This window comes from Actinopolymorpha singaporensis (assembly GCF_900104745.1).
In the GTDB taxonomy this organism is placed as follows: domain Bacteria; phylum Actinomycetota; class Actinomycetes; order Propionibacteriales; family Actinopolymorphaceae; genus Actinopolymorpha; species Actinopolymorpha singaporensis.
Genome location: NZ_LT629732.1, coordinates 2,095,172 through 2,115,025, shown reverse-complemented (window position 1 = coordinate 2,115,025; position 19,854 = coordinate 2,095,172). Strand labels below are relative to the sequence as shown.

The window sequence follows — 19,854 nt, the reverse complement described above, 5'->3', positions numbered from 1 at the left end:
CTCGTGGTCTTGGCCTTCAGCCGCCCACACTCCGCCGTGGCTGGTACTCGCGCGCCGGAGGGTCTTCTGACAGCGCGAGGTCCACTGCCGCCTCCACGTGGATGCGGGTGGAGTCGAAGACCGGCACCGGGCTGTCGGACTCGTCCACCAGCAGGGTGATCTCGGTGCAGCCGAGGATCAGTGCCTGCGCTCCCCGCTCGGCCAGTCCGGCCATCACCTTCTGGTACGCCACCCGCGAGGCCGGCTCGATCCTGTTGCGGGTCAGCTCCTGGTAGATGACCTCGTGCACGAGCGTGCGGTCCGGCTCGTCCGGCACGATCACCTCGATCCCGTGGTTTCGCATGAGGTCGCGGTAGAAGGGGTGTTCCATCGTGTAACGCGTGGCCAGCAACCCCACCGTCCGAAGCCCTGCCGCGGTGATCCGCGCGGCGGTGGCGTCCACGATGTGCAGGAACGGCACGCCGATCGCCGCGGCGATCCGGTCCGCCACCAGGTGCATCGTGTTCGTGCACAACACCACCACGTCGGCGCCGGCCTTTTCCAGGGTGACGGCCGCCTGTGACAGCCGGGCGCCGGCCGCGTCCCACGCTCCGGCGCGTTGCATGGCCTCGATCTCGGCGAAGTCGACAGTGAGCAGCAGGCTGGGCGCACAGTGGTGCCCACCGAGCCGCTCTCTGGTCTCCTCGTTGAGCAGCCGGTAGTACTCCGCCGAACTCTCCCAGCTCATGCCGCCGATCAGGCCGATGGTGCGCATCAATGTCCCTTCCTCCGACTGCTGTCCAGGTTGACATACCGGGCGAGCTGATCGTGCAGAACGCCGGTCGCGGTCCTGACCGACATGCCCGCAGGATCGGTGAGCAGTTGCAACAGCAGGCCGTCCACCACCAGCGCGCTCAGCACCCGGGCGTCCGGATCTTCGGCATCCGTCCCTGAACGGACACCCCCTTCCCCGGCGGGTTGCCGGAGACGCTCAATGTACTTTATGGTCACTAAAGTACATTCGAGCTTGAGGGAGAGCGATGAGCGAGCACAGCCACGACCCCGAGCCCAGCTCGTCCGACGCCCGCGCGGCCCTGACCGACGCGTCGCGGGCAGGCAGCCGGACCCGCGCGGCGGGACGTTGGTGGGCGAGGTACCTGTTGTTGGTGGGCGTTCTGGCGTTCGCCCTGGTCGTGGCGATCGAGGTCCTCTTCCCGGACGGCTTCGCGCGGTACGTCGCGTCCGGGGCCTGGACGATCGCGATGGGCCTGCTGGCCTGGTGGGCGGACTCGCACGAGGTGCAGCCGCGCGGAGCGGGCCGTCGCCTGCTGGTCGCCACCGCGATCTGGTTCGGGGCCTACCTCCTCCTGATCGGCCCGATCGTCCGCTGGCGGGCCGACGACTCGCTCGGCTGGTGGACGCTGGCCGCGCTCGTCCTGGCAATGCCGTTCCCCGCTCTGGCCGCACGCGAGCGGAGGAGTTCGTGAGTCACCCGCGTCACCAGCTCGACGCCGTCATTCACAACCCGACCCGGTTCTCGATCATGGCGGCGCTGCTCCCCGCGGACAAGGTGGAGTTCCGCTTCGTCCGCGAGACGGTGGAGATCACCGACTCCGTGTTGTCCCAGCACGTGACCACGCTGGAGGAGGCCGGCTACGTCAAGGTCACCAAGGGTCAGGTGGGCCGGCGGCCACGGACCTGGCTCGCGGCGACCAGGGCCGGACGAAGGGCGTTCGCCAAACACCTGGACGTGCTCAACCAGCTCGCCGCCGGACCGTCCGCCGCGCCGGGGAGCAACTGAGCGTCGCTCCACGGCGGGCCATGTCAATTCGGAATTGACGGCAGTGCCGCCACCGCCTCTGCGACCTCGCGTTCGAGAAGCTCGTGGTCGACGAGTTCGTCGTTCAGGTAGGCGGCGTAGGCTGCCAGGTCGAGGTGGCCGTGACCGCAGAGCGCGGTGAGGATGACCTTCTCCTCGCCGGTTTCCCTGCAGCGCAGGGCTTCCTCGATGCACGAGGCAAGCGCGTGGGTGGGTTCGGGTGCGGGCACAATGCCTTCGGTACGGGCGAACCGGACCCCCGCCTCGAAGCACTCGCGCTGCGTTCTGGCCTCGGCCTCGAACAGACCGAGTTCGTAGACGTGGGACAGCAGCGGGGACATCCCGTGGTAGCGCAGTCCGCCCGCGTGGATCGGGCCGGAACGAAGTCGTGCCCGAGCGTGTGCATCTTCATCAGCGGCGTCATTCCCGCGGTGTCACCGAAGTCGTACGCGTACACCCCCTTGGTCAACGACGGACAGCTCGCCGGTTCCACCGCCCGGACCGCCACATCCATCCGGCCGGACAGCTTCTCCCGCAGGAAGGGGAACGCAAGGCCGGCGAAGTTGGAGCCACCGCCGGTGCAGCCGACGATCAGGTCCGGCGTCAACCCCACCTTGGCGAACTGCGCGAGCGCTTCCTCCCCGATCACGGTCTGGTGCAACAGCACGTGGTTGAGGACGCTGCCCAGCGCGTAGTTGGTGGTGGGGTCACCGGCCGCGACCTCGACCGCCTCGGAGATGGCGATGCCCAGCGAACCCGGGGACCCGCCGTCCTTCGCCAGCGCCGCCCGGCCGGCCTCGGTGAGTTCCGACGGCGACGGATGGACCACGCCGCCGAAGGTCTCGATCATCGCCTTGCGGTACGGCTTCTGGTCGTACGACGCACGGACCTGCCACACCTCGCAGTCCAGGCCGAACTGCGAACACGCGAACGCAAGCGCGGTTCCCCACTGGCCCGCCCCGGTCTCGGTGGTCAGCCGCCGAACGCCGGCGAGCGCGTTGTAGTAGGCCTGCGGGACGGCGGTGTTCGGTTTGTGCGAGCCGGCGGGCGACACACCTTCGTACTTGTAGAAGATTTTCGCCGGGGTTCCGAGCGCCTTCTCCAGGCGGTGCGCGCGGTACAGCGGCGAGGGTCGCCACAGCCGATAGACCTCGAGAACCTCCTCCGGGATGTCGACGTACCTCTCGGCCGTGACCTCCTGGGCGATCAGGTCCCCCGGGAACAACGGCGCCAGGTCGTCCGGGCCCACCGGCTCCTTGGTGCCGGGATGCAGCACCGGCGGCGGTGGGCTGGGCAGATCGGCCAGTAGGTTGTACCACCGGCGAGGTAGGTCGGACTCGTCGAGCAGGATCTTGGTCGGCTCACCCATGCGGGCCACCGTAACCCCGCCCCCTGATGCACCCCCGCAGGGCATCAGCCGTCAGTGCGGTCCGCGAGGAGTTTGCTGGAGTCGTCGATGGGCTCGTAGCCGAGTTCGGTGCGCGCCTTCTCCATGTCGTACCGCATCGGCGTGTTGGCCGAGACGCCGTAGTAGATCCCGAACCGTACGTCAGCGGTCAGGCTGGCGTTGATCAGCCGGCCTAGGTCGGGCACGCTGAGCCACATCCGCAGCCAGCCCTCGTTGTCGAGCAGCTGGTGCTCGCCGGTGAACCAGCCGATCCGCAGGCAGACCACCGACAGGTCGCTGTTCTCGGAGTAGTAGCGGCCCATCGCCTCGCCGAGCGCCTTGGTCACGCCGTACAGCGAGTCGGGCGCGATCGGGCCCTGCGCACCCACCGGCCACTCACCCCGCTCGTCGAGCATGCCCGTGACGTGGTTGGTGCTGGCGAACACCAGCCGGCGTACGCCTGCCTGCCGGGAGGCCTCGAAGACGTTGTAGAGCCCGTCGACGTTCGGCCCCTTCAGATCCCACCAGGTGGCCGACGGGGACGGGTTGCCACCGAGGTGGACGACCGCGTCGCATCCCTCGACCGCCTGCCGCATCGCGGCGAAGTCGGCGAGGTCGGCCTCGAGGATCTCCTCGTTCGGCTTCGGCTCGCAGTCGCTGAGGTCGCGGTCGGTCAGCCGGAGGCGGTACTGCGACAGCGCCGAGCGCAGCGTCGAGCCGATCCGTCCGGCCGCGCCGGTGATGAGCACCATGGGAGCACGCTCGGTCATGGGGTACGCCTTCCGTCTCGGCCGTCGGTATGCCGAAGCCGATGCTAATGGGAAGCCGGGTACCTCGCGACGCGGCCGAGCGCGGCACCCCGTGGGGTCGCCGCGCTCGGTCAGCGGGTCAGCGGGTCAGCGGGTCAGCGGGTCAGGCTCGCCGACTCAGCGGCGGCCGCCCTGGGTCAGGTGTTCCCACGGCCCGGTGATCGCGAACACGTGGCCGGGCGACTGGATGTTGGCGAACAACAGCCGCCCGTCCGGTGAGAAGTTCGGCCCGGTGAACTCGTTGCCGTTCAGGTCGTTGCGCGCCATCGGATACGACCGGCCCGACCTGGTGACGCCCACAAGGTGCTGGATTCCCTCGCCGTCCTCGGCCAGAATCACCCCGCCGTACGGCGAGACCGTGATGTTGTCCGGCCCGTCGTAGTTGCCGTCGGCGTCCGGGCTCGGGTTGACGCCGAAGATGACCTTCAGCGTCACGGTCTGGGAGGCGGGGTCGTAGAACCACACCTGCCCGTCGTGAGCCCTGGTGCTCCCGTCCTCGGTCCGCGCGAAGCTCGCGACGAAGTACGCACCACCGTCGGCCCACCAGGCGCCTTCCAGCTTGTGGCTGCGGGTCACCTGGTCGTCGGTGAACTGCTTGCGTACGGAGGTGGTGCGCGCGTCACGGTCGGGCACCTCGACCCACCGCACCCGGTACGTCGTGCCCGGGCGGGTCGCCTCCGACAGGTCGGCCACGTGCTTGCCGCCGAGGTAGCAGCTCATGGCCTCGAGCGTCCCGGCGGTGTCGCCGCCCGTGCCGAGCGCCAGCGCCCGCAGCGCGCCCTTGCCGCCACGGAATCCCTTCGGCGGAGTCCAGCGGTAGTACAGGCCGTTCGGTCCGCCGGCGTCCTCGGTCTCGTAGATGGCGGACGTGCGCGGGTCCACCGCCACCGCCTCGTGGGCGTAGCGGCCCAGGAACTTCAGCGGCACCGGGTCCATGTTCGCCTGCTGGTCGAACGCGTCGACCTCGAAGACGTACCCGTGGTCCTTCTGCAGGGCGCCGCCCGCGCGGGCTTCGGTCTCCTCACAGGTGAGCCAGGTGTTCCACGGCGTGAGGCCGCCGGCGCAGTTGTTGTGCGTGCCGGCCAGGCTGACGTACTCACGCAGCCGGGTGCCGTCGTGGTCGACCTCGATGTTCGTGGTGCCACCACCGGCACCCGGGTCGTAGGTGAGGCCGGGCAACGCCGGGACGCGGAACGGTTCGGAGCCACCCACCTCGTGGTTGTTGACCAGCGTGGCACCGGTCGGGCTCGGGAAGTTCGCGGTGCCGTCGGGGTCGCTGGGCGTCGGCTCCCCCGTCACCAGGGTGGTCTTGCCGACCTCCGCGACGATCTTGTAGCTGAAGCCCTCGGGCAGCGCGAGGATTCCCGCGGGGTCCGGCACGAGGGGGCCGTAGCCGACCGCCTGGCCCGAGTCGGCCAGTGCGGCGCGCGGCCCGGCAACGGTGTCGATGCTGCCGGCGAACGCGAGGCCCATCGCCGTCACACCACTGCGAGCCAGGAGGTCACGTCGAGAAAGCGAGGTCATGCACATCACCCTTCGAATCGGCACTGCGTGTCGGAGCAGTGCGCACGAACAGGTCACACCGAACCGGTCGCAGACGATCACAGAGCCGGTTCCGAATGTCCGGCGGGCGAACGACGGGAGAACAGTTCTCCGCGGCCGTCCTTCGCCCGGACAGCTCAGTTGGCTGGTTCGAGCAGGGAGTTCCGGCAGGTCCTCGGCGCGTTGACCGGGTTGCACCTGGCAGGAACCGCACCGGGCAGCTGGGCCACGTAGTCGCTGTCGTAGCGGGCGGCCATGCCGACGGCCGGGAAGTCGGTGGAGATGACCTGGGCGCCGCTGCCCAGCGAGGCCTCGATCAGGCTGAAGTCCTCCTCGCGTACGGTCGACAACGAGTAGTCCGAACGCGTACGGACGAAGTATCCGCGTCGCACCAGGTCCTGGATCTCGTCGAACAGCTGGATCACCTCGTCCCGGCCCCGGTAGGCGGCGTTCGGCTGACCGGGCGCGGCGTTGACGAACGCGATCCTGCCCTCGAGGTTGGGGTGGCCGTTGTCGGTGTACGGCGAGGAGTTGCCGACATTGTTGAAGACGAACATCACCTGGCCGCGTGCCTGCGCGAGAGTGGGCCAGCCGACCTGCGTGACCGACTCGTTCAGCGTCCTGCCGGGCCGGCGTACGTCGTCGGGGGTGACCATCTCGTCGTCGGCGAACACCGACCGGATCTCGCGGTCCATCGCGTCGAGGGCGGCGGCATCCCACGGCGGCACCACCACGCCGCCGCGTTCGGCGAACGCGCGGTCACTGCCCTTCAGCTCCAACATGATCGTGATGGGTACGTGCGTCGGGTGCGCGTCCGACCACGCCTTGACCTGCTGCAGACAGCTGACGAACCGCACGCACGTGGAGTTGTAGTCGCCGTCGGCGACGTGGAACACCTTGATGCCGGGTTCGGACCAGGCAGGATCGGTCAACGGGCCGAGGCCCGCGTCGCGCCGCACCATCGGGTAGCGGTAGAGCCCGCCCTCGGGGTCGGGGCGCAGGTCGAGTTCGATGCCCCGGACGTTCTGGTGCTCGAACTGGTCGGCGAGGGAGGCGTGGCTGTACGCGAGCCCGTTGCGGTAGGCACCGGGGTTTCCGGTGATCTCGTCGTACGCCGCCTGCTCGGCGAGGCTGGTCTCCCGCTTGTAGGAGTTGTGCGTGTTGATGGTCTGGATCTCGTTGAGGTTCACCACGTTGTCGCCCGCGGCGCGTGCGGTCGCCGCGGCTTCGCGCGTCTGCGCGCCCGCCGGTGTCGCTGTGGCGGACAGCACGCATGCCGCCGCGGTCATCAGTGTCGCCGCGGCCGCGACGACGTTCCTACGCCCACCCCTGCCCACGTCGTGTCCTCTCACTCTGACCGCCTCACGGTCCAGGCCGGAACTCCCCCGCCACTTGGAGGGTGAGTCTGCGACCAAGATCATTACTTGGCAAGGCGTAGGGCAAGAAAACGCCAAGTCTCCAGCGTGTGTACCGGAGAAGACGACCGGATCAGGCCTCGAGGAAGACGATCTGCTCCGGCGCGATGGTCAGCTTCAACCGCTGCCGGCGACGCTCCACCAGGGTGGCGAACGCTGTCGCCTGGCCGGCGGGGACGGTGAAGATCCGGTCGTTCCTCGCCTCGAGGAAGGCAGGGAACCCGGCGAGGTCGACGCTGCTCGGCTCGTCCAGGGTGAGGTAGTCGGCCAACCGGCGGAACAGCTTCGGCAGGATGACGAGCTGGTTCTGGAGCTGGTCACGTGACGTCAGTCCGAGGCCCGTCAGCGTGGAGTCGTGCCTCCACACGCCCTTCCTGTCGGCACGCGCGGCGACCGAGACACGTGCGAGCTCCTCGCGCAGGTCGAAGTACAGCAGCGAGTAGAAGGTGGGATACACCCAACCGGCGCTGAGCAGCTGGTGGTTGACCGACCGGCGGAGTTCCGGGACCTCCAGGTAGACCGAACCGCTCGCACCTCCGCGCCGTTTGCCGGCGTAGGCGAACGACACCGCCCGGCCGTACTTGTCGGCGAAGCGGCTGAGGATGTAGCCGGGCCTTGTCTCCGGCGTCGCGGCGGTCACGATGCCGTGCTCGTCGCGCTGGACGTCGCTGAAGCCGAGCAGGTCCAGCAGTGCGGTCGCCGCGCCGTCACCGAGGTCGGCCGGCTGCCGCCACGGGTGCGGTGCGCTCCGCGGCGTGTAGTGGGTCTCCAGGGCGTCGATCGCGTCCAGGCGCAGTTGCGCGGCGCCGGAGGAGTTCGTATGAGCCTTGATCCCGGCGTTCGCGAACGCGTCCGGGTCGTCCGGCCGGAAGCGTACGGAGTCACCGTCCGGGGATGCCCCGATCACCTGGAACGTTCCGGGAATGGCGGCGAGTGGCATCGTCGGACCCTCCTGCTTCTGCGGTTGCCGGCGGGTGCCTTGTGTACCTGCGTTCTCTCCTTGATAGCAGCCCGGGCGCCCGGGTGGGCTGATACTCGCCGTCCCGTCGGAATCCCGTCGGAATCCCGGCGGTATCCCGGGCGGTATCCCGGCGGAGTCCCGCCGTTCCGGCCCGTCGACTTCCCCCCGCACGCGACAGTGGCGCATCCGCGGACCGCCCCGGACGGCCCGGCATGTCTCGCGGCACTGACCGGCCACCGCCCCGGCGGCGTCCTCGGTGCGAGTGAGTTCGACGCGACCGAGTTCGACGCGACCGAGCTCTGGTACACCGAGACGACCGCCGCGTCGTTCACCGTGGTGCGGCGGTTCCCGCTCGGCGCCCCGCCGCGGCTCCGCTGACGTCCGGCTACGGTGCTGGTGGACAACTCGTCCACACGACGACGGACTTCGACGAAGGGTGCGCGCATGGTCGACGCCGAACACCTTGGTACGGCTTTCAGCCAACTGGGCCTGCGCCCCGGGCACCACGTACTCGTGCACTCCTCGCTGTCGTCGATGGGCCACGTGGTCGGCGGGCCCGCGACGGTCGTACGCGCCCTGCTCGACGTGGTGGGCACGGAAGGGACGGTGCTGGCGCCGACCCTCACCGGGAGCGAACAGGTGGGCCCGCACGCGGAGGTGGCGTTCGACCTCGCGGAGACGCCGTCGTGGACCGGGGTGATTCCCCAGACGGTACGCACCTGGGACGGTGCCGTCCGGTCCGCGCACCCGACGCACTCGGTGGCGGCGATCGGTGCGGCCGCCCGGCGTCTGACGCAGGGCCACGAGGACTGCGTCACCCCGTGCGGCCCGGGTTCGCCGTACGCGAAGCTCGCGTCCGACCCCGACGGCATGATCCTGCTGCTCGGCTGTGACCACGAGTCCAACACGACGCTGCACCACGTGGAGGAACTCGCCGGCTCCGACTACCACCTTCAGCCGGCGCCGGTGCGCGCGGTGCTTGCGCTGCCGGGCCGCACCGAGCGACGGGACTACTGGGTCCATCGGTACGGCACACCGCGGAACTTCGGTGCCATCGAGCCCCTCCTGGTGCAGCGCGGACTCCAGTCGACCGGGCCCGTCGGCGCGGCGACCGCTCGGCTGATGCCGGCCGGAGGACTGGTGTCACTCGGCGTCGAGGTCCTTCGCGCCGCACCGCGCTTCTTCGTACGGCCCACGGCGGGTCGGTAGCAGCAGCAGGCACTGGGGTACTGTCAGGGCTTCGGAGTCGACGACATCCCCGCCGGGGTGCCCAAGTGCCTGTCACCAAGGGGCGGATGTCGTATCTGTCCGGCAGTGTCCCGGCGAAGATCGCGTTCACCGTGCATGTCTGCAGACGTACGCACCACCGGGGGATCCGGTGCGGTCGGCGATCCACCAAGGATCAATCCGATGCGGCGCCCCATCCGTCCAGGTCAGGAAGTTTGCGTATGTCGTACCCGTCGGCTCCTTTGCCCGATCGTCCCTCCGGCCCACGACGCGGCCCGGCCACCCCAGGTGCGCGCGAGAGCGAGTACGCCAACCTCACCCACCGGGTCCGCGAGGCCGGCCTGCTCAGCCCGCGTCCTGGTCACTACGCCGTTCGAATCACGGCGGCGGTCACGGTGCTCGCCGCGGCCGGCGCCGCGTTCGTCCTGCTGGGCGACTCCTGGTGGCAGATCCTGCTGGCGGCGGTGCTCTCCGTGGTCTTCGGCCAGGTCGCGTTCGTCACCCACGACATCGGACACCGGCAGGTCTTCACGTCCAAGCGAGCCGCACGGCGCGCCGGGATCCTGCTCGGCAATCTCGGAGTCGGGCTGAGCTACGGCTGGTGGATCGGAAAGCACACCCGGCACCACGCCAATCCCAACCACGTCAGCGAGGACCCCGACGTCAGCGTCGGCGGGATCGCGTGGAGCCGCGAACAGGCGGACGCACGGCGCGGGTTCCTGGCGCGGACCTTCACCGGTTGGCAGGCGTACCTCTTCTTCCCCATGCTCCTGCTGGAGGGCCTCGGGCTGTACGCGTCCGGGGTGCGCGCCCTGTGGCGTGGCGACGTCAGGGCTCGTGCCGTGGAAGGCGTCCTGCTTGCCGTTCACACCGTTGCCTGCATGTCGGCGCTCTTCCTGGTGCTGTCGCCGGGCAAGGCGCTCGTCTTCCTCGCGGTCAACCAGGGGTTGTTCGGTCTCTACATGGGCTGCTCCTTCGCCCCCAACCACAAGGGCATGCCGTTGGTGGAGGAGACGCTGGACTTCGTGCGCAAGCAGGTTCTCACCTCCCGCAACGTCGACGGAGGATGGTTCGTCGACCGCGCCCTGGGCGGGCTGAACTACCAGATCGAGCACCACCTACTACCAGATCGAGCACCACCTGTTCCCGACCATGCCGATGCCGAACCTGTCTCGTGCGCAACCGCTGGTGCAGGCGTTCTGCGAGGAACACGGCATCCGCTACCACCAGACCGGGCTGGTCCGCTCCTACGGCGAGGCGCTCGGCCACCTCCACAGCGTCGGCGCCGGACTTCGCGCTTCCAGGACGCCGGTGCCTGCCCGGGTGTCGCGGCAGACCAACTGACCGGAGGCCAGGGAGGGCCCGGTGCGGCGACCCGTTCCCTCCTGGGCATTTCGGCGCTGATCGCTCAGACTCCGCGCAGGACGTGCTGGAGGTACTCCTTGCGGTTGAGCGGGTTGAGGTCGGTGCGCGGTCGGGTGGGAAAGGCGCCCCTGACCGGCTCGTGGTGGTCGAACGCCGACTCCAGCACACCTTCTCCGTGAGTCACTCCCGGCAGGTGCTGCTGCAACTCGTGCACCATGGCGGCCGGGATGTCACCTTCGAGTACGCCGGACGAGCCGCGGACGAGCGGCGCGCCCGGGACCCCGCGCAGCCGACCCAGCAGCGGAAGGACCGCACCTAGCGTGTCGGCGGGGAACTCCAGGCGGAACCGGTGCACCGGCTCACAGACCACGGTGCCCGCCTGCCGGAGCGCGCTCATCAACACCAGCGGCGTCAGCTTGCGAACGTCACCCGCGCCGGTCTCCGGTGAGACGTATCCGGAGTCGGTCAGTGTGACCACGCAGTCGGTCACCTGCCAACCGTGCAGACCCTGCTGCAACGTCTCCACGATAGTGTTCCGCAACGCCTGCCGGAACTCCTCGACGGACTTGAAGACGTAGAGCGGAATCAACTCCAGCTTGACATCCAGCTCGACCCGCACGCCGGACCCGACCGGGGCCGGGTCGACCCGAAGCCCGACCGTGGAGAGGAACGGATTCTCGTTCCTGCCAAGGACTTCCACGGCAGAGCCGCTGCCAAGCACGCGTTCGACGCAGATGGGGGTGGTCTCGCGGAAGGTGACGTCGATGCCGTACTCCAGGGCCAGGGTGGCCTCGACGACCTCCTTCTGCACCTCCCCGTACAACGACACATACAACTCGCCACGGACATCGTCCTGACGCAGATTGATCAACGGGTCCTGCTCGGCCAACTGCGTCAACGCCACATGCAACCGGCCCTTGTCACCCACACGGACCGGCACCACCACCGTCTCCAACGTCGGCGGCGCGAAATACTGCTGCCCCACGCCGGTACCCGGCTCCCCGAGCCGATCACCGATCCGCACACCGGAAAGCCCCCACACCTTCGCGATCCGGCCCGCCGTGACCGACGGCCGCGTAACCACCGCCCCCTGCTCGAACACCCCGATCGCGGTCACCTTCTCACCCTCACCCCCGCCGTCACCCCCACCGAACCGCACCCGCTCCCGGACCCGCAACTCCCCTGCGAACATCCGCAGATAGGCCACCTTCTCCCCCGCCGGGCCACGCTCCACCTTGAACACCGTCCCAGCAGCCGGGGCATCGACCTCACCCTCGACCGCCGGAAGAAGCCCGATGATCCCGTCCACCAGTTCCGCCACCCCCGCACCGGTGATCGCCGAACCGAAAAAGACCGGATACACCCGCCCCTCGGCCACCCTGCACACCAGCTCACGACGAACACGCCCACCGGTGACCACCTCCGCCCCACCATCCACCCAGGCCGCCAGGAACTCCTCATCGACGTCCGCGAGCACCTCACACGCCCCCGCAACAAACGCCTCATCCTCCGGCCCATACGCCACGAACCCCGCACCCCCAGTGCCCTCCCCCAACACCCGCCCCATCGCCACCACCGCCGGCGTCAACCTCTCCCCGATCTCGCCGAACACCCGCCCCGTGTCCGCCCCACCCCGATCGACCTTGTTCACGAACACCAGCACCGGAATCCCCAACCGCCGCAACGTCCGCATCAACACCCGCGTCTGCGCCTGCACACCCTCCACCGCCGACACCACCAACACCGCACCATCCAACACCCCCAACACCCGCTCCACCTCGGCGACGAAGTCCGGATGCCCCGGCGTATCGATCAAATTCACCGACACACCATCCAGCACAAACGACACCACCGCCGACCGGATCGTGATCCCCCGACGCCGCTCCAACTCCAACGAATCAGTCTGCGTATCACCCGCATCCACACTGCCCACCCGCGCGATCACCCCCGCCAGATGAAGCAACCGCTCCGTCAAACTCGTCTTCCCCGCATCAACATGAGCCACAATCCCAAGATTCAACGTCCGCACCACGCGTCATGTCCTCTACGTAGATGAAGATCCCTTCTCGGATGGACATGAACGTGGCTCGCATCTGCGTCTCCCTCTCGGTCTGCCTCGACGGCTGGTGGGCCTGGTCGGCTGGGCGGAGTGAAACACCGGCCCCCACGGTCCGGCAACCGGTTTTCGGCGGCCCCCACGCAACTCCGCAGGCCCGGCATCCGTACCCCTTGGCCGAACGGTCCGATAACCGATTGCCGGGACGCCGCGACGCTCACCATGCTGGCGTGCCGAGGCAGTTCGAACGGGCCGGTACGTACACACGAGGCAGCACGAGCGAGGTGGGGCGAGGATGGTCCAGGCTCCTTCGGCTACGACACAGGTGACGGCCACGTCCGCGCTGGCGACGTCGGCGTCGCTGTTGACGACGCTCGCGGACCCGGACGCGCTGCGGATGCTCGGCTGGATGCTGGAACGCGAACCCGCCGAGCGCGGCGCGGTCAGCCGTTGCGCGCAGGCGCTGGGACTCGACGCGCCAAGCACCGCGAGGTTGTACGGACGGCTCACGGCGGTCGGACTGATCGCGGCCGACGGACCGCGCATCGAGGTGCGGGCGGATCTGCTACGCGGGGCCGCGCACGAACTCGACGAGATCAATCCGGTCGTACGCCGGTTGGAGGACTTCCCGTACCTGCGGGGCATGTTCTCCCACGGCCGGCTCACCAGCATGCCGGTGGACGACGCGCACCTGGACGACCTCGCGTACTTCCTGGCGAGCTTCTTCAACCGCGACGTCTCCTACACCGAGGCCGAGGTCAACGAGATCGTCCGGGAGGTCGACGACGACGTCGCCACGCTGCGCCGGCTGATGGTCGACGTGGGCGTGCTGACCCGCGACCGCAACAGCGTTTACGCCTTGGCCGACAAGGCGAACGATCCGATCGGAGCCCGGGGCCCCTCCTAGTCGGGCAGCAGCGGGACGGAGATGCCCTGGTCGCGGCCGAGCAGCGCCGCCCTCGTCACCGCGCCGGAGTCGAACCGCCGTCGAACCTTGTCGACCGCCTCGTCGAGGGCGTCGTGTTGCCGGCGGTCGAACGGCAACGCCAACTGGACCGCGCTGTCGTCGTCGAGGTTTCCGACCGCCACGCCGACGAGGGTGAGCCCACGGCGTTCGATCATCGGCGCGGCGGCTGCCCGCAACCCGCGTACCGCCTGGAGAATCTCGTTCGTCTGCGCGGTCGGGTGCGACAGGGTGTGCGACCGCGTCACCCGGGAGAAGTCCGCGAACCGCAGCCGGAGCACGATCGTGCGACCGGTGCGCCCCGCCGCACGCATCCGCCGGGTGACCCGGTCGACCAGCCCGGTCAAGATCGCGTCCACCTCCTCCGTCGACCGCGGCCGCTGGCCGAGCGCGCGCTGCGCGCCGACCGAGCCCCGGCGGTGCCCCACCCGCACCGGTCGGGGGTCGCGGTTGTGGGCCAGTGCGTGCAGGTGCCGCCCGGCCGCCTGACCGAGCATGGCGACCAGCGCCGACTGGGGGAGTTCGGCGACGTGCCCCACTGTGGTGATCCCCCGGTCGTGCAGCTTCTTCGCCGTCACCTCCCCGACTCCCCACAGCCGGCCGACGTTCAGCGGATGCAGGAAGGCCAGCTCGCGGTCGGGTGGCACGACGAGCAACCCGTCGGGTTTGGCGACACCGCTGGCCACCTTGGCGAGGAACTTCGTCCGGGCGACCCCGACCGTGATGGGCAGGCCCACCTGGTCGAGCACGTCGCGCCGCAGCTTCGCCGCGATGTCGGCCGGAGCCCCGGAGATCCGCCGGAGCCCGCCCACGTCGAGGAACGCCTCGTCGATCGACAACCCCTCCACCAGCGGGGTCGTCTGCTCGAACACCTCGAACACCGCCGCACTGGCTTCGGAATAGGCCGACATCCGGGGTGGTACGACGATCGCCTGCGGACACAGCTGCCGGGCCTGCGCACCTCCCATGGCGGTACGGACGCCGTGGGCCTTGGCCTCGTAACTGGCGGCCAGCACCACACCGCCACCGACGATGACGGGGCGACCCCGCAGGCCGGGATCGTCACGCTGCTCGACAGAGGCATAGAACGCGTCGAGGTCCGCGTGCAGGATGGTCGCATCCACCGTCACGAACATATGTTCGCATAAGTTGTCCTCCGCACGCGAGGGCTGCGGAGGTCCGGCCTTTCCATGGCGGAGATCGGCTGGCGGGGGTCGGCCGGCGTACGGCACGATTCATCCGGCGGGTCGATCGTCGCTCGCGCCTGGCGGGGAGGACGGTGGGGCCGTGGGTGGCTGGGTGGACGACCGGCTCATGCACCTCTTGGCCGCGCACCGGAGCGAGTGGGCCACCGGCGCCGCCCGGACGCTGATGTGGATCGGGACCAGCCCCACCGCACTGGCCACAGTCGCTCTCCTCGCCGTCGTGGTCGTCGTGGCGACGCGTGCCTACCGCCAGGCCGGCGCGGTCGTCCTGGCGGTCGTGACCGCGGACGTCGTGGCGAGGCTGCTCAAGGAGATCATCGACCGGTCCCGGCCGCCGTCGGATCTCGCTCTCGTCCACCTCGGTGGCGCGTCGATGCCTTCCACCCACGCGGCGCTCACGTCTGCCGCGGCGACCGCTCTTCTGCTGGCGACGACGCTGAGGTCCACGCGAGCGAGATTTCTGTGGGCACTGATCCTGGCCGCCGGCACGGCCGTCGTCGGGGTCTGCATGGTCTACCTCGGCGGTCACTGGCCCACCGACATCGTGGCCGGGTGGACGTTGGGCACCACGTTCGGTGCAGGCGCGGGGCTGCTGTGCCGCGGTCCCCGCGCCGGTCAGCGCGGCGACCAGTCACCCGGCCGGCGGGACGAGCAGCCTCAGGGCAGTTGATCACCGGTTCAACCGGGCCGATGGGACCAATCCCACAGGACCACCGCGGGACCGAGGTCGCGGGTCCCGTCGATCTCCACGGGTACGCAGCGTTGGGGACCGCGTTCCGGGGTTGCCGGAACGGCGGTCGCACACCGCCGCTCCTGTTCCTCTCGACACGGGGAGATCCACATGGGTGCCGCACGGAACGTCGTACACAAGGGCGCGTACTCCGCCGTCGCCGTCGCCGCTCTGATCGGCATCGCGACGCTGCTCGCAGGCTGCGGCGGAGGCAACGGCACCCCGGCACAACCCGCCGACGTGACCGTTCCGGCCGGGAAGCACAACGCCCAGGACGTGGAGTTCACCGAGGAGATGGTCGAGCACAACCTGGAAGTGGTGGCGATGAGCAGGCTGGCCGCCAAGAAGGCGACCAACGCGCAGGTCAAGTCGCTCGCGGCGAAGATCAAGGCCGCCCACGCGCCCAAGGTCGCCGAACTGTCCGCGTGGCTGAAGGCATGGGGTGAACCTGTGCCCACCATGGATCCGACGCCGCACATGACCCCGCACATGTCTCCGCACATGACGCATTCGCCCAGCCCGGGAACGCCGACCGCGAGCCACAGCCCCGGGATGATGGACGAGCACGAACTGTCCGACCTGCGGCACGCCTCCGGCAAGCAGTTCGACAAGATGTACGTGGAGGCCATGATCCACCAGTACTCCGAGGCGGTGGACGAGGCGAAGATCGAGCAGGCCAAGGGCCTCTACCCGTCGGCGAAGAAGCTGGCGGCGGAGATCGTCACGAACTATCCGGCCGAGATCGTGAAGATGCAGGCACTGCTCAAGAAGCTGTGAGCCACCCTGGTGACCGGTCCGGCGCCCGGGGCCGGCCGGGACAGGTACCTCGACCTGCTCCGCGCACTGGCACTCGTCCGTATCGTCACCTACCACGCCTTCGGCTGGCCCTGGCTGACGTTGCTCTTCCCTTCGCTCGGCGTCATGTTCGCGCTCGCCGGATCGCTGATGGCTGCTTCGCTGGAGCGCAGAGCCGCGGTGTCGGTGGTCGGCGCCCGGATGCGCCGGGTGCTGGTGCCGTTCGGCGTCTTCGCCGTGTTCGTCGTACCGGCGATGTTCCTGCACGGGTGGGGACCACCCGACCCGTCCCAGGCGAGTGGGTGGTGGGCTCGGCTGTTGCTGTGGGTGGTGCCACTGGACGATCCACCGTTCAGCCAGTGGGCCTGGCAGGTCAACGAGCCGCTGTGGTACGTCCGGGCGTACCTGTGGTTCGTCCTGCTCGCCCCGCTGGCACTGGCCGCCTTCCGGCGGTTGCCGGTGCCGCTGATCGCCGGGTCCCTGCTGGCGGTGACCCTGCTGCAACTCGGGGTGCTGGACACCGGTGACTCCCCTGCCCTGGGCAGGATCGTCACCGACCTGACGGTGTTCGGCGCGTGCTGGCTGCTGGGGTTCGCCCACCACCACGGGCAGATCGCCCGCCTGTCGCCTCGCGCCGCGTGTGCTCTGGCCGTGCCCGCGCTGGCAGTCGGCGGCTGGTACGCCCTCACCCACCAGACCCAGCAGGGCTACGACCTGGGTCCCATCCCGCTCGCCCAGGCGTACTGGTCGTTCGGGTTCGTCCTGCTGCTGTTTCGTTTCCGGCCACGCGACCTCGGCTGGCTGCGGCGGGCGTGGCCGGTCGACAAGGTGGTGCACGTCTTCAACGCGCGGGCGGTCACCATCTACCTCTGGCACGAACTCGCGCTCATCGCAGCGGTCCTGGTGATCGACTGGATGTGGAGCGTGCCGTCCCTCGCGAACACCCTTCCCCTGCGGACGAACTGGTGGAAGTACGTGCTCACCTGGCCGCTCCTGGTGGTGGCGTTGCTCGTCTTCGGCTGGGTCGAGGACCTCGCCGCGAGACGGAAACCACAGCTGTGGCCGAGGAGCCGTTCGCAGGGGTGAGTACCTGGCGTCAACCGCCGCTTGCGCGGCCCCGCCGAGGGGTGGGGTGCTCGGGTTCGCCAGTGCGGCCGTCGCGTTCGTCGGCTTTGCTTTCGCGTTCGTCCGCTGCCTGTTCGCGTTCGTCGGCGTCCACGTCACGCCGGTCGGCGCCACGGTCGCGCTCGTCCGCACCGCGTTCACGGTCGTCTGCCATCCGATCGCGCACGTCGGCCTCGTGGTTGCGTAGGTCGGCGCTTCGGTCGCGTTCGTCGGCGACCTGTTCCCGCTGGTCGGCGTCCCGGTCACGCATGTCGGCCTCGCGGTCACGCCGGTCGGCGAGCTGGTCGCGTTCGTTCGCCGCGCGCATGCGTTCGGTGGCCTGGATGTAGCGCAACTCCTCCAGTCTCCGGCGCGCGTCGGCTGCGACGCCTCGAAGGTGCGACATCCGCCTGCGGGCCTTGGCGGCGCGTTCGCGTTCGCCGCCCGTGCGGGCTCGTTCCTCGGCAGCGCGCTCACGGCGCGCGGACTCCTCACGGGCGTGCGCCGCGAGGAGGTTGCGTCTTTCCGAAGCCCCCTTGCGAAGCCTCGCGGCGAGCGCACGCGTCTCGGCCGCACGCTGGCGGAAGGCCAGGGCGATTCGCTGCGTACGAGTGGTTTGCCGCGGTTCGTACTGCCGCCCGATGCCGCCGGTTGGCATGTCAGCGAGTTTACGTCGCATCAGCTGGCGGGCGGATGCTCTAGGCTCGCCCGCGGCGTCGATCATGCGGGTGTCGAAACTTTGGATGGTGTCAGTGTGTCGGTGACGGCCTTCGACGACAGTGAACGGCAGATCTGGGCGGGCCGAGCTGCTGCCTATGCCGACACCTTCGCCGAACTGTGCGCACACACGGTTCCGCACCTGCTGGACGCGGCCGAGGTGGGCCCGGGTGTTCGGGTACTGGACGTGGGAACCGGCCCCGGCACGGTCGCGGCCGCCGCGTGCGACCGGGGCGCGAAGGTGACCGCAGTGGACGCCGAACCCTCGATGGTGGAGCTCGCCCGTGCGGCGGCACCCACGGCCGACTGCCGGGTCGCCGTTCTGCCGGCTCTGCCGTTCGGTGACGGGGAGTTCGATGCCGTCGTGGGCAACTTCGTACTCAACCATGTCGGCCGGCCCCGGTCCGCGCTCGCCGAGCTGCGCCGTGTGGCTCGGCCCGACGGGTGGGTCGCGCTGACGATCTGGGCGACGCCACCCGCACCGGGGCAGGCGCTGATCGGCCGCGCCATTCAGGCCGCTGGTGCACAACGACCGCCGCACCTTCCGCCGCTGCCGCCGGAGGAGGACTTCTCCCGCACCCCGGCGGGCCTGACCGCGTTGCTGGAGTCGGCAGGCCTGCGGGAGGCGTACGGCGAGACGCTGCGCTGGAACCATCGGGTCGCCGCCGACGAGTGGTGGAGCGGACCGGCTGCAGGAGTGGCGTTCACCGGCCAGCTGATCCGGAGCCAGCCGCCTGAGGTCCGGGCCGAGATCAGGCGCTTCTTCGACGAGTTCAGCGGGGAGTTCGCCGACGTGGACGGCCTGCTGACCCTCCCCCACGCCGCACTGCTGGTCCGAGCGCGGCGCTGATCGAGGAGGACGCCGAAAACGGAATGAGGAACGCATCGGTTCGGGCATAGCCTCGGGGCCGTGAGTGACGAGGCGAATGTGAACGGTCCCGCTGTCGCCGGGCGAAGCGACGACGATCCAGCGGACGGCTGGTTTCCGGAGAGTGTGGCGGCGACGTACGACGACCCGGGCGGCGCGAACGCACCCGAGGTGATCATGCCCGCCGTGGACGCTCTGCAGGACCTGGCCGCCGGCGGCCGCGTACTCGAGTTCGCCGTCGGGACCGGCCGGATCGCCGCCCCGCTGGCCACCCGCGGCGTCCCGGTCAGTGGCATCGAGCTCAGCCAGGCGATGGCCGCGCGGATCACCGCGAAACCGGGCGGCGACGCGGTCGAGGTGACCCTCGGCGACATGACGGCCACGCGGGTGGGCGGCGCCGGTGAGTTCTCGCTGGTCTACCTGGTGTTCAACACGATCAGCAACGTGACCACGCAGGACGGGCAGGTCGACGTCTTCCGTAACGCGGCCGCGCACCTGCGTCCCGGCGGGCTGTTCCTCATCGAGGTGGGCGTACCGAGTCTTCGCCGTCTGCCGCCAGGCCAGGACACCGTCCCGTTCACCGTGGCTCCCGGCGGGAACCGCAGTGGCTACGTGGGATTCGACCAGTACGACGTGGTGACGCAGGAGTTCACGTCGAACCATGTCACCGTGACGCCGGACGGAAAGGGACGCTTCCACCGCATTCCCTTCCGGTACGCCTGGCCGGCCGAGATGGACCTCATGGCACGCATCGCGGGCATGCGCCTGAAGCATCGCTGGGCCGACTGGGACCGCTCGGCGTACACCGCCGACAGCAGCAAACACGTGTCCGTCTGGGAAAAGCTACCGTCGCCCGAAGGGGGGACGCAGAGTTCGTCAACGGCCAATTGACGCTGAGCTCCGATGCATCA

Annotated in this window: 20 protein-coding genes and 1 pseudogene; 11 read left to right on the top strand and 10 right to left on the bottom strand. The window is 69.5% G+C overall.

Translation table 11 applies throughout. The annotated features are described in order from the left end of the window. Positions 1 to 16 precede the first annotated feature (16 nt). Complete coding sequence (locus tag BLU27_RS09645) at positions 17 to 754, bottom strand: aspartate/glutamate racemase family protein (RefSeq protein ID WP_092652535.1); 738 nt, start codon at positions 752 to 754, stop codon at positions 17 to 19. Continuing rightward, positions 754 to 900, bottom strand: coding sequence for a hypothetical protein (locus BLU27_RS28915; protein ID WP_157728373.1), 147 nt, complete (start codon positions 898 to 900; stop codon positions 754 to 756). Before BLU27_RS28915 ends, BLU27_RS09645 begins: the two co-directional genes overlap by 1 nt. A 119-nt stretch (positions 901 to 1,019) precedes the next feature. On the opposite strand from BLU27_RS28915, the gene BLU27_RS09640 reads away from it, so the two are divergent. Both BLU27_RS09640 and BLU27_RS09635 read left to right on the top strand, forming a co-directional pair. Then, positions 1,020 to 1,466 carry a hypothetical protein gene (locus tag BLU27_RS09640; RefSeq protein WP_092652533.1) on the top strand — a complete coding sequence of 149 codons (447 nt, stop codon included), beginning with the start codon at positions 1,020 to 1,022 and terminating at the stop codon, positions 1,464 to 1,466. Next, positions 1,463 to 1,780: a winged helix-turn-helix domain-containing protein gene (locus BLU27_RS09635; protein ID WP_092652531.1), complete on the top strand. Its 318-nt coding sequence runs from the start codon at positions 1,463 to 1,465 to the stop codon at positions 1,778 to 1,780. The genes BLU27_RS09640 and BLU27_RS09635 overlap by 4 nt, the downstream gene beginning before the upstream one ends. Positions 1,781 to 1,883: 103 nt before the next feature. Here the strand turns inward: BLU27_RS09635 and BLU27_RS09630 are convergent, their stop codons facing one another. The 5 genes from BLU27_RS09630 to BLU27_RS09610 form a co-directional block, all read right to left on the bottom strand. Next, positions 1,884 to 3,167 (bottom strand): TrpB-like pyridoxal phosphate-dependent enzyme, encoded by a 1,284-nt coding sequence (locus BLU27_RS09630; RefSeq protein WP_241827884.1) that lies wholly within the window; start codon positions 3,165 to 3,167, stop codon positions 1,884 to 1,886. 44 nt (positions 3,168 to 3,211) lie between these two features. Continuing rightward, positions 3,212 to 3,955, bottom strand: a complete 744-nt coding sequence (locus tag BLU27_RS09625; RefSeq protein WP_092652529.1) for an NAD-dependent epimerase/dehydratase family protein — start codon at positions 3,953 to 3,955, stop codon at positions 3,212 to 3,214. A gap of 156 nt (positions 3,956 to 4,111) precedes the next feature. Beyond that, positions 4,112 to 5,518: an alkaline phosphatase PhoX gene (locus BLU27_RS09620; RefSeq protein WP_197681757.1), complete on the bottom strand. Its 1,407-nt coding sequence runs from the start codon at positions 5,516 to 5,518 to the stop codon at positions 4,112 to 4,114. Between the two features lie 155 nt (positions 5,519 to 5,673). Further along, on the bottom strand, positions 5,674 to 6,888 hold the full coding sequence (locus tag BLU27_RS09615; RefSeq protein ID WP_241827883.1) for a phosphatidylinositol-specific phospholipase C1-like protein: 1,215 nt from the start codon (positions 6,886 to 6,888) through the stop codon (positions 5,674 to 5,676). 136 nt (positions 6,889 to 7,024) lie between these two features. Continuing rightward, complete coding sequence (locus tag BLU27_RS09610; protein ID WP_092652523.1) at positions 7,025 to 7,891, bottom strand: nuclease; 867 nt, start codon at positions 7,889 to 7,891, stop codon at positions 7,025 to 7,027. Between the two features lie 198 nt (positions 7,892 to 8,089). On the opposite strand from BLU27_RS09610, the gene BLU27_RS09605 reads away from it, so the two are divergent. The 3 genes and pseudogenes from BLU27_RS09605 to BLU27_RS09595 all read left to right on the top strand — a co-directional run. Then, positions 8,090 to 8,290 carry a hypothetical protein gene (locus BLU27_RS09605; RefSeq protein WP_092652521.1) on the top strand — a complete coding sequence of 67 codons (201 nt, stop codon included), beginning with the start codon at positions 8,090 to 8,092 and terminating at the stop codon, positions 8,288 to 8,290. A gap of 66 nt (positions 8,291 to 8,356) precedes the next feature. After that, a complete protein-coding gene (locus tag BLU27_RS09600; protein ID WP_092652519.1) occupies positions 8,357 to 9,121 on the top strand; it encodes an AAC(3) family N-acetyltransferase in 765 nt (254 codons plus the stop codon). An 86-nt stretch (positions 9,122 to 9,207) separates the two neighbouring features. Continuing rightward, positions 9,208 to 10,212: pseudogene (locus BLU27_RS09595) on the top strand (fatty acid desaturase family protein); the annotation flags it as partial. 335 nt (positions 10,213 to 10,547) lie between these two features. On the opposite strand, the gene BLU27_RS09590 reads toward BLU27_RS09595, so the two are convergent. Further along, complete coding sequence (locus BLU27_RS09590) at positions 10,548 to 12,533, bottom strand: elongation factor G (RefSeq protein ID WP_092657465.1); 1,986 nt, start codon at positions 12,531 to 12,533, stop codon at positions 10,548 to 10,550. 352 nt (positions 12,534 to 12,885) lie between these two features. Between BLU27_RS09590 and BLU27_RS09585 the strand changes: the two genes are divergently transcribed. Then, positions 12,886 to 13,467, top strand: coding sequence for a DUF2087 domain-containing protein (locus tag BLU27_RS09585; RefSeq protein ID WP_157728371.1), 582 nt, complete (start codon positions 12,886 to 12,888; stop codon positions 13,465 to 13,467). Here BLU27_RS09585 and dinB read toward each other — a convergent pair. Next, complete coding sequence (dinB, locus tag BLU27_RS09580) at positions 13,464 to 14,648, bottom strand: DNA polymerase IV (RefSeq protein ID WP_338417596.1); 1,185 nt, start codon at positions 14,646 to 14,648, stop codon at positions 13,464 to 13,466. The two genes, BLU27_RS09585 and dinB, sit on opposite strands and share 4 nt — an antisense overlap. Positions 14,649 to 14,811: 163 nt before the next feature. Here dinB and BLU27_RS09575 point away from each other — a divergent pair, with 163 nt between their 5' ends. The 3 genes from BLU27_RS09575 (at position 14,812) to BLU27_RS09565 (ending at position 17,340) form a co-directional block, all read left to right on the top strand. Beyond that, positions 14,812 to 15,399: a phosphatase PAP2 family protein gene (locus tag BLU27_RS09575; RefSeq protein ID WP_157728369.1), complete on the top strand. Its 588-nt coding sequence runs from the start codon at positions 14,812 to 14,814 to the stop codon at positions 15,397 to 15,399. A gap of 171 nt (positions 15,400 to 15,570) precedes the next feature. Then, positions 15,571 to 16,236: a DUF305 domain-containing protein gene (locus tag BLU27_RS09570; RefSeq protein ID WP_092652511.1), complete on the top strand. Its 666-nt coding sequence runs from the start codon at positions 15,571 to 15,573 to the stop codon at positions 16,234 to 16,236. A gap of 9 nt (positions 16,237 to 16,245) precedes the next feature. Beyond that, positions 16,246 to 17,340: an acyltransferase family protein gene (locus BLU27_RS09565; RefSeq protein ID WP_241827881.1), complete on the top strand. Its 1,095-nt coding sequence runs from the start codon at positions 16,246 to 16,248 to the stop codon at positions 17,338 to 17,340. Between the two features lie 10 nt (positions 17,341 to 17,350). Here BLU27_RS09565 and BLU27_RS09560 read toward each other — a convergent pair whose 3' ends face one another. Continuing rightward, positions 17,351 to 18,016 (bottom strand): hypothetical protein, encoded by a 666-nt coding sequence (locus BLU27_RS09560; protein WP_092652507.1) that lies wholly within the window; start codon positions 18,014 to 18,016, stop codon positions 17,351 to 17,353. A gap of 96 nt (positions 18,017 to 18,112) precedes the next feature. Between BLU27_RS09560 and BLU27_RS09555 the strand changes: the two genes are divergently transcribed. Next, positions 18,113 to 18,925, top strand: a complete 813-nt coding sequence (locus BLU27_RS09555; protein WP_241827880.1) for a class I SAM-dependent methyltransferase — start codon at positions 18,113 to 18,115, stop codon at positions 18,923 to 18,925. 60 nt (positions 18,926 to 18,985) lie between these two features. Then, positions 18,986 to 19,834: a class I SAM-dependent DNA methyltransferase gene (locus BLU27_RS09550; protein ID WP_241827879.1), complete on the top strand. Its 849-nt coding sequence runs from the start codon at positions 18,986 to 18,988 to the stop codon at positions 19,832 to 19,834. Positions 19,835 to 19,854 lie beyond the last annotated feature (20 nt).

Bases quoted from the DNA above. Each gene is read 5' to 3' on its own strand.
- BLU27_RS09620 (WP_197681757.1), bottom strand. From the start codon at position 5,518: ATGACCTCGCTTTCTCGACGTGACCTCCTGGCTCGCAGTGGTGTGACG.
- BLU27_RS09625 (WP_092652529.1), bottom strand. From the start codon at position 3,955: ATGACCGAGCGTGCTCCCATGGTGCTCATCACCGGCGCGGCCGGACGG.
- BLU27_RS09560 (WP_092652507.1), bottom strand. From the start codon at position 18,016: ATGCCAACCGGCGGCATCGGGCGGCAGTACGAACCGCGGCAAACCACT.
- BLU27_RS09630 (WP_241827884.1), bottom strand. From the start codon at position 3,167: ATGGGTGAGCCGACCAAGATCCTGCTCGACGAGTCCGACCTACCTCGC.
- BLU27_RS09645 (WP_092652535.1), bottom strand. From the start codon at position 754: ATGCGCACCATCGGCCTGATCGGCGGCATGAGCTGGGAGAGTTCGGCG.
- BLU27_RS09600 (WP_092652519.1), top strand. From the start codon at position 8,357: ATGGTCGACGCCGAACACCTTGGTACGGCTTTCAGCCAACTGGGCCTG.
- BLU27_RS09640 (WP_092652533.1), top strand. From the start codon at position 1,020: ATGAGCGAGCACAGCCACGACCCCGAGCCCAGCTCGTCCGACGCCCGC.
- BLU27_RS09610 (WP_092652523.1), bottom strand. From the start codon at position 7,891: ATGCCACTCGCCGCCATTCCCGGAACGTTCCAGGTGATCGGGGCATCC.
- BLU27_RS09570 (WP_092652511.1), top strand. From the start codon at position 15,571: ATGGGTGCCGCACGGAACGTCGTACACAAGGGCGCGTACTCCGCCGTC.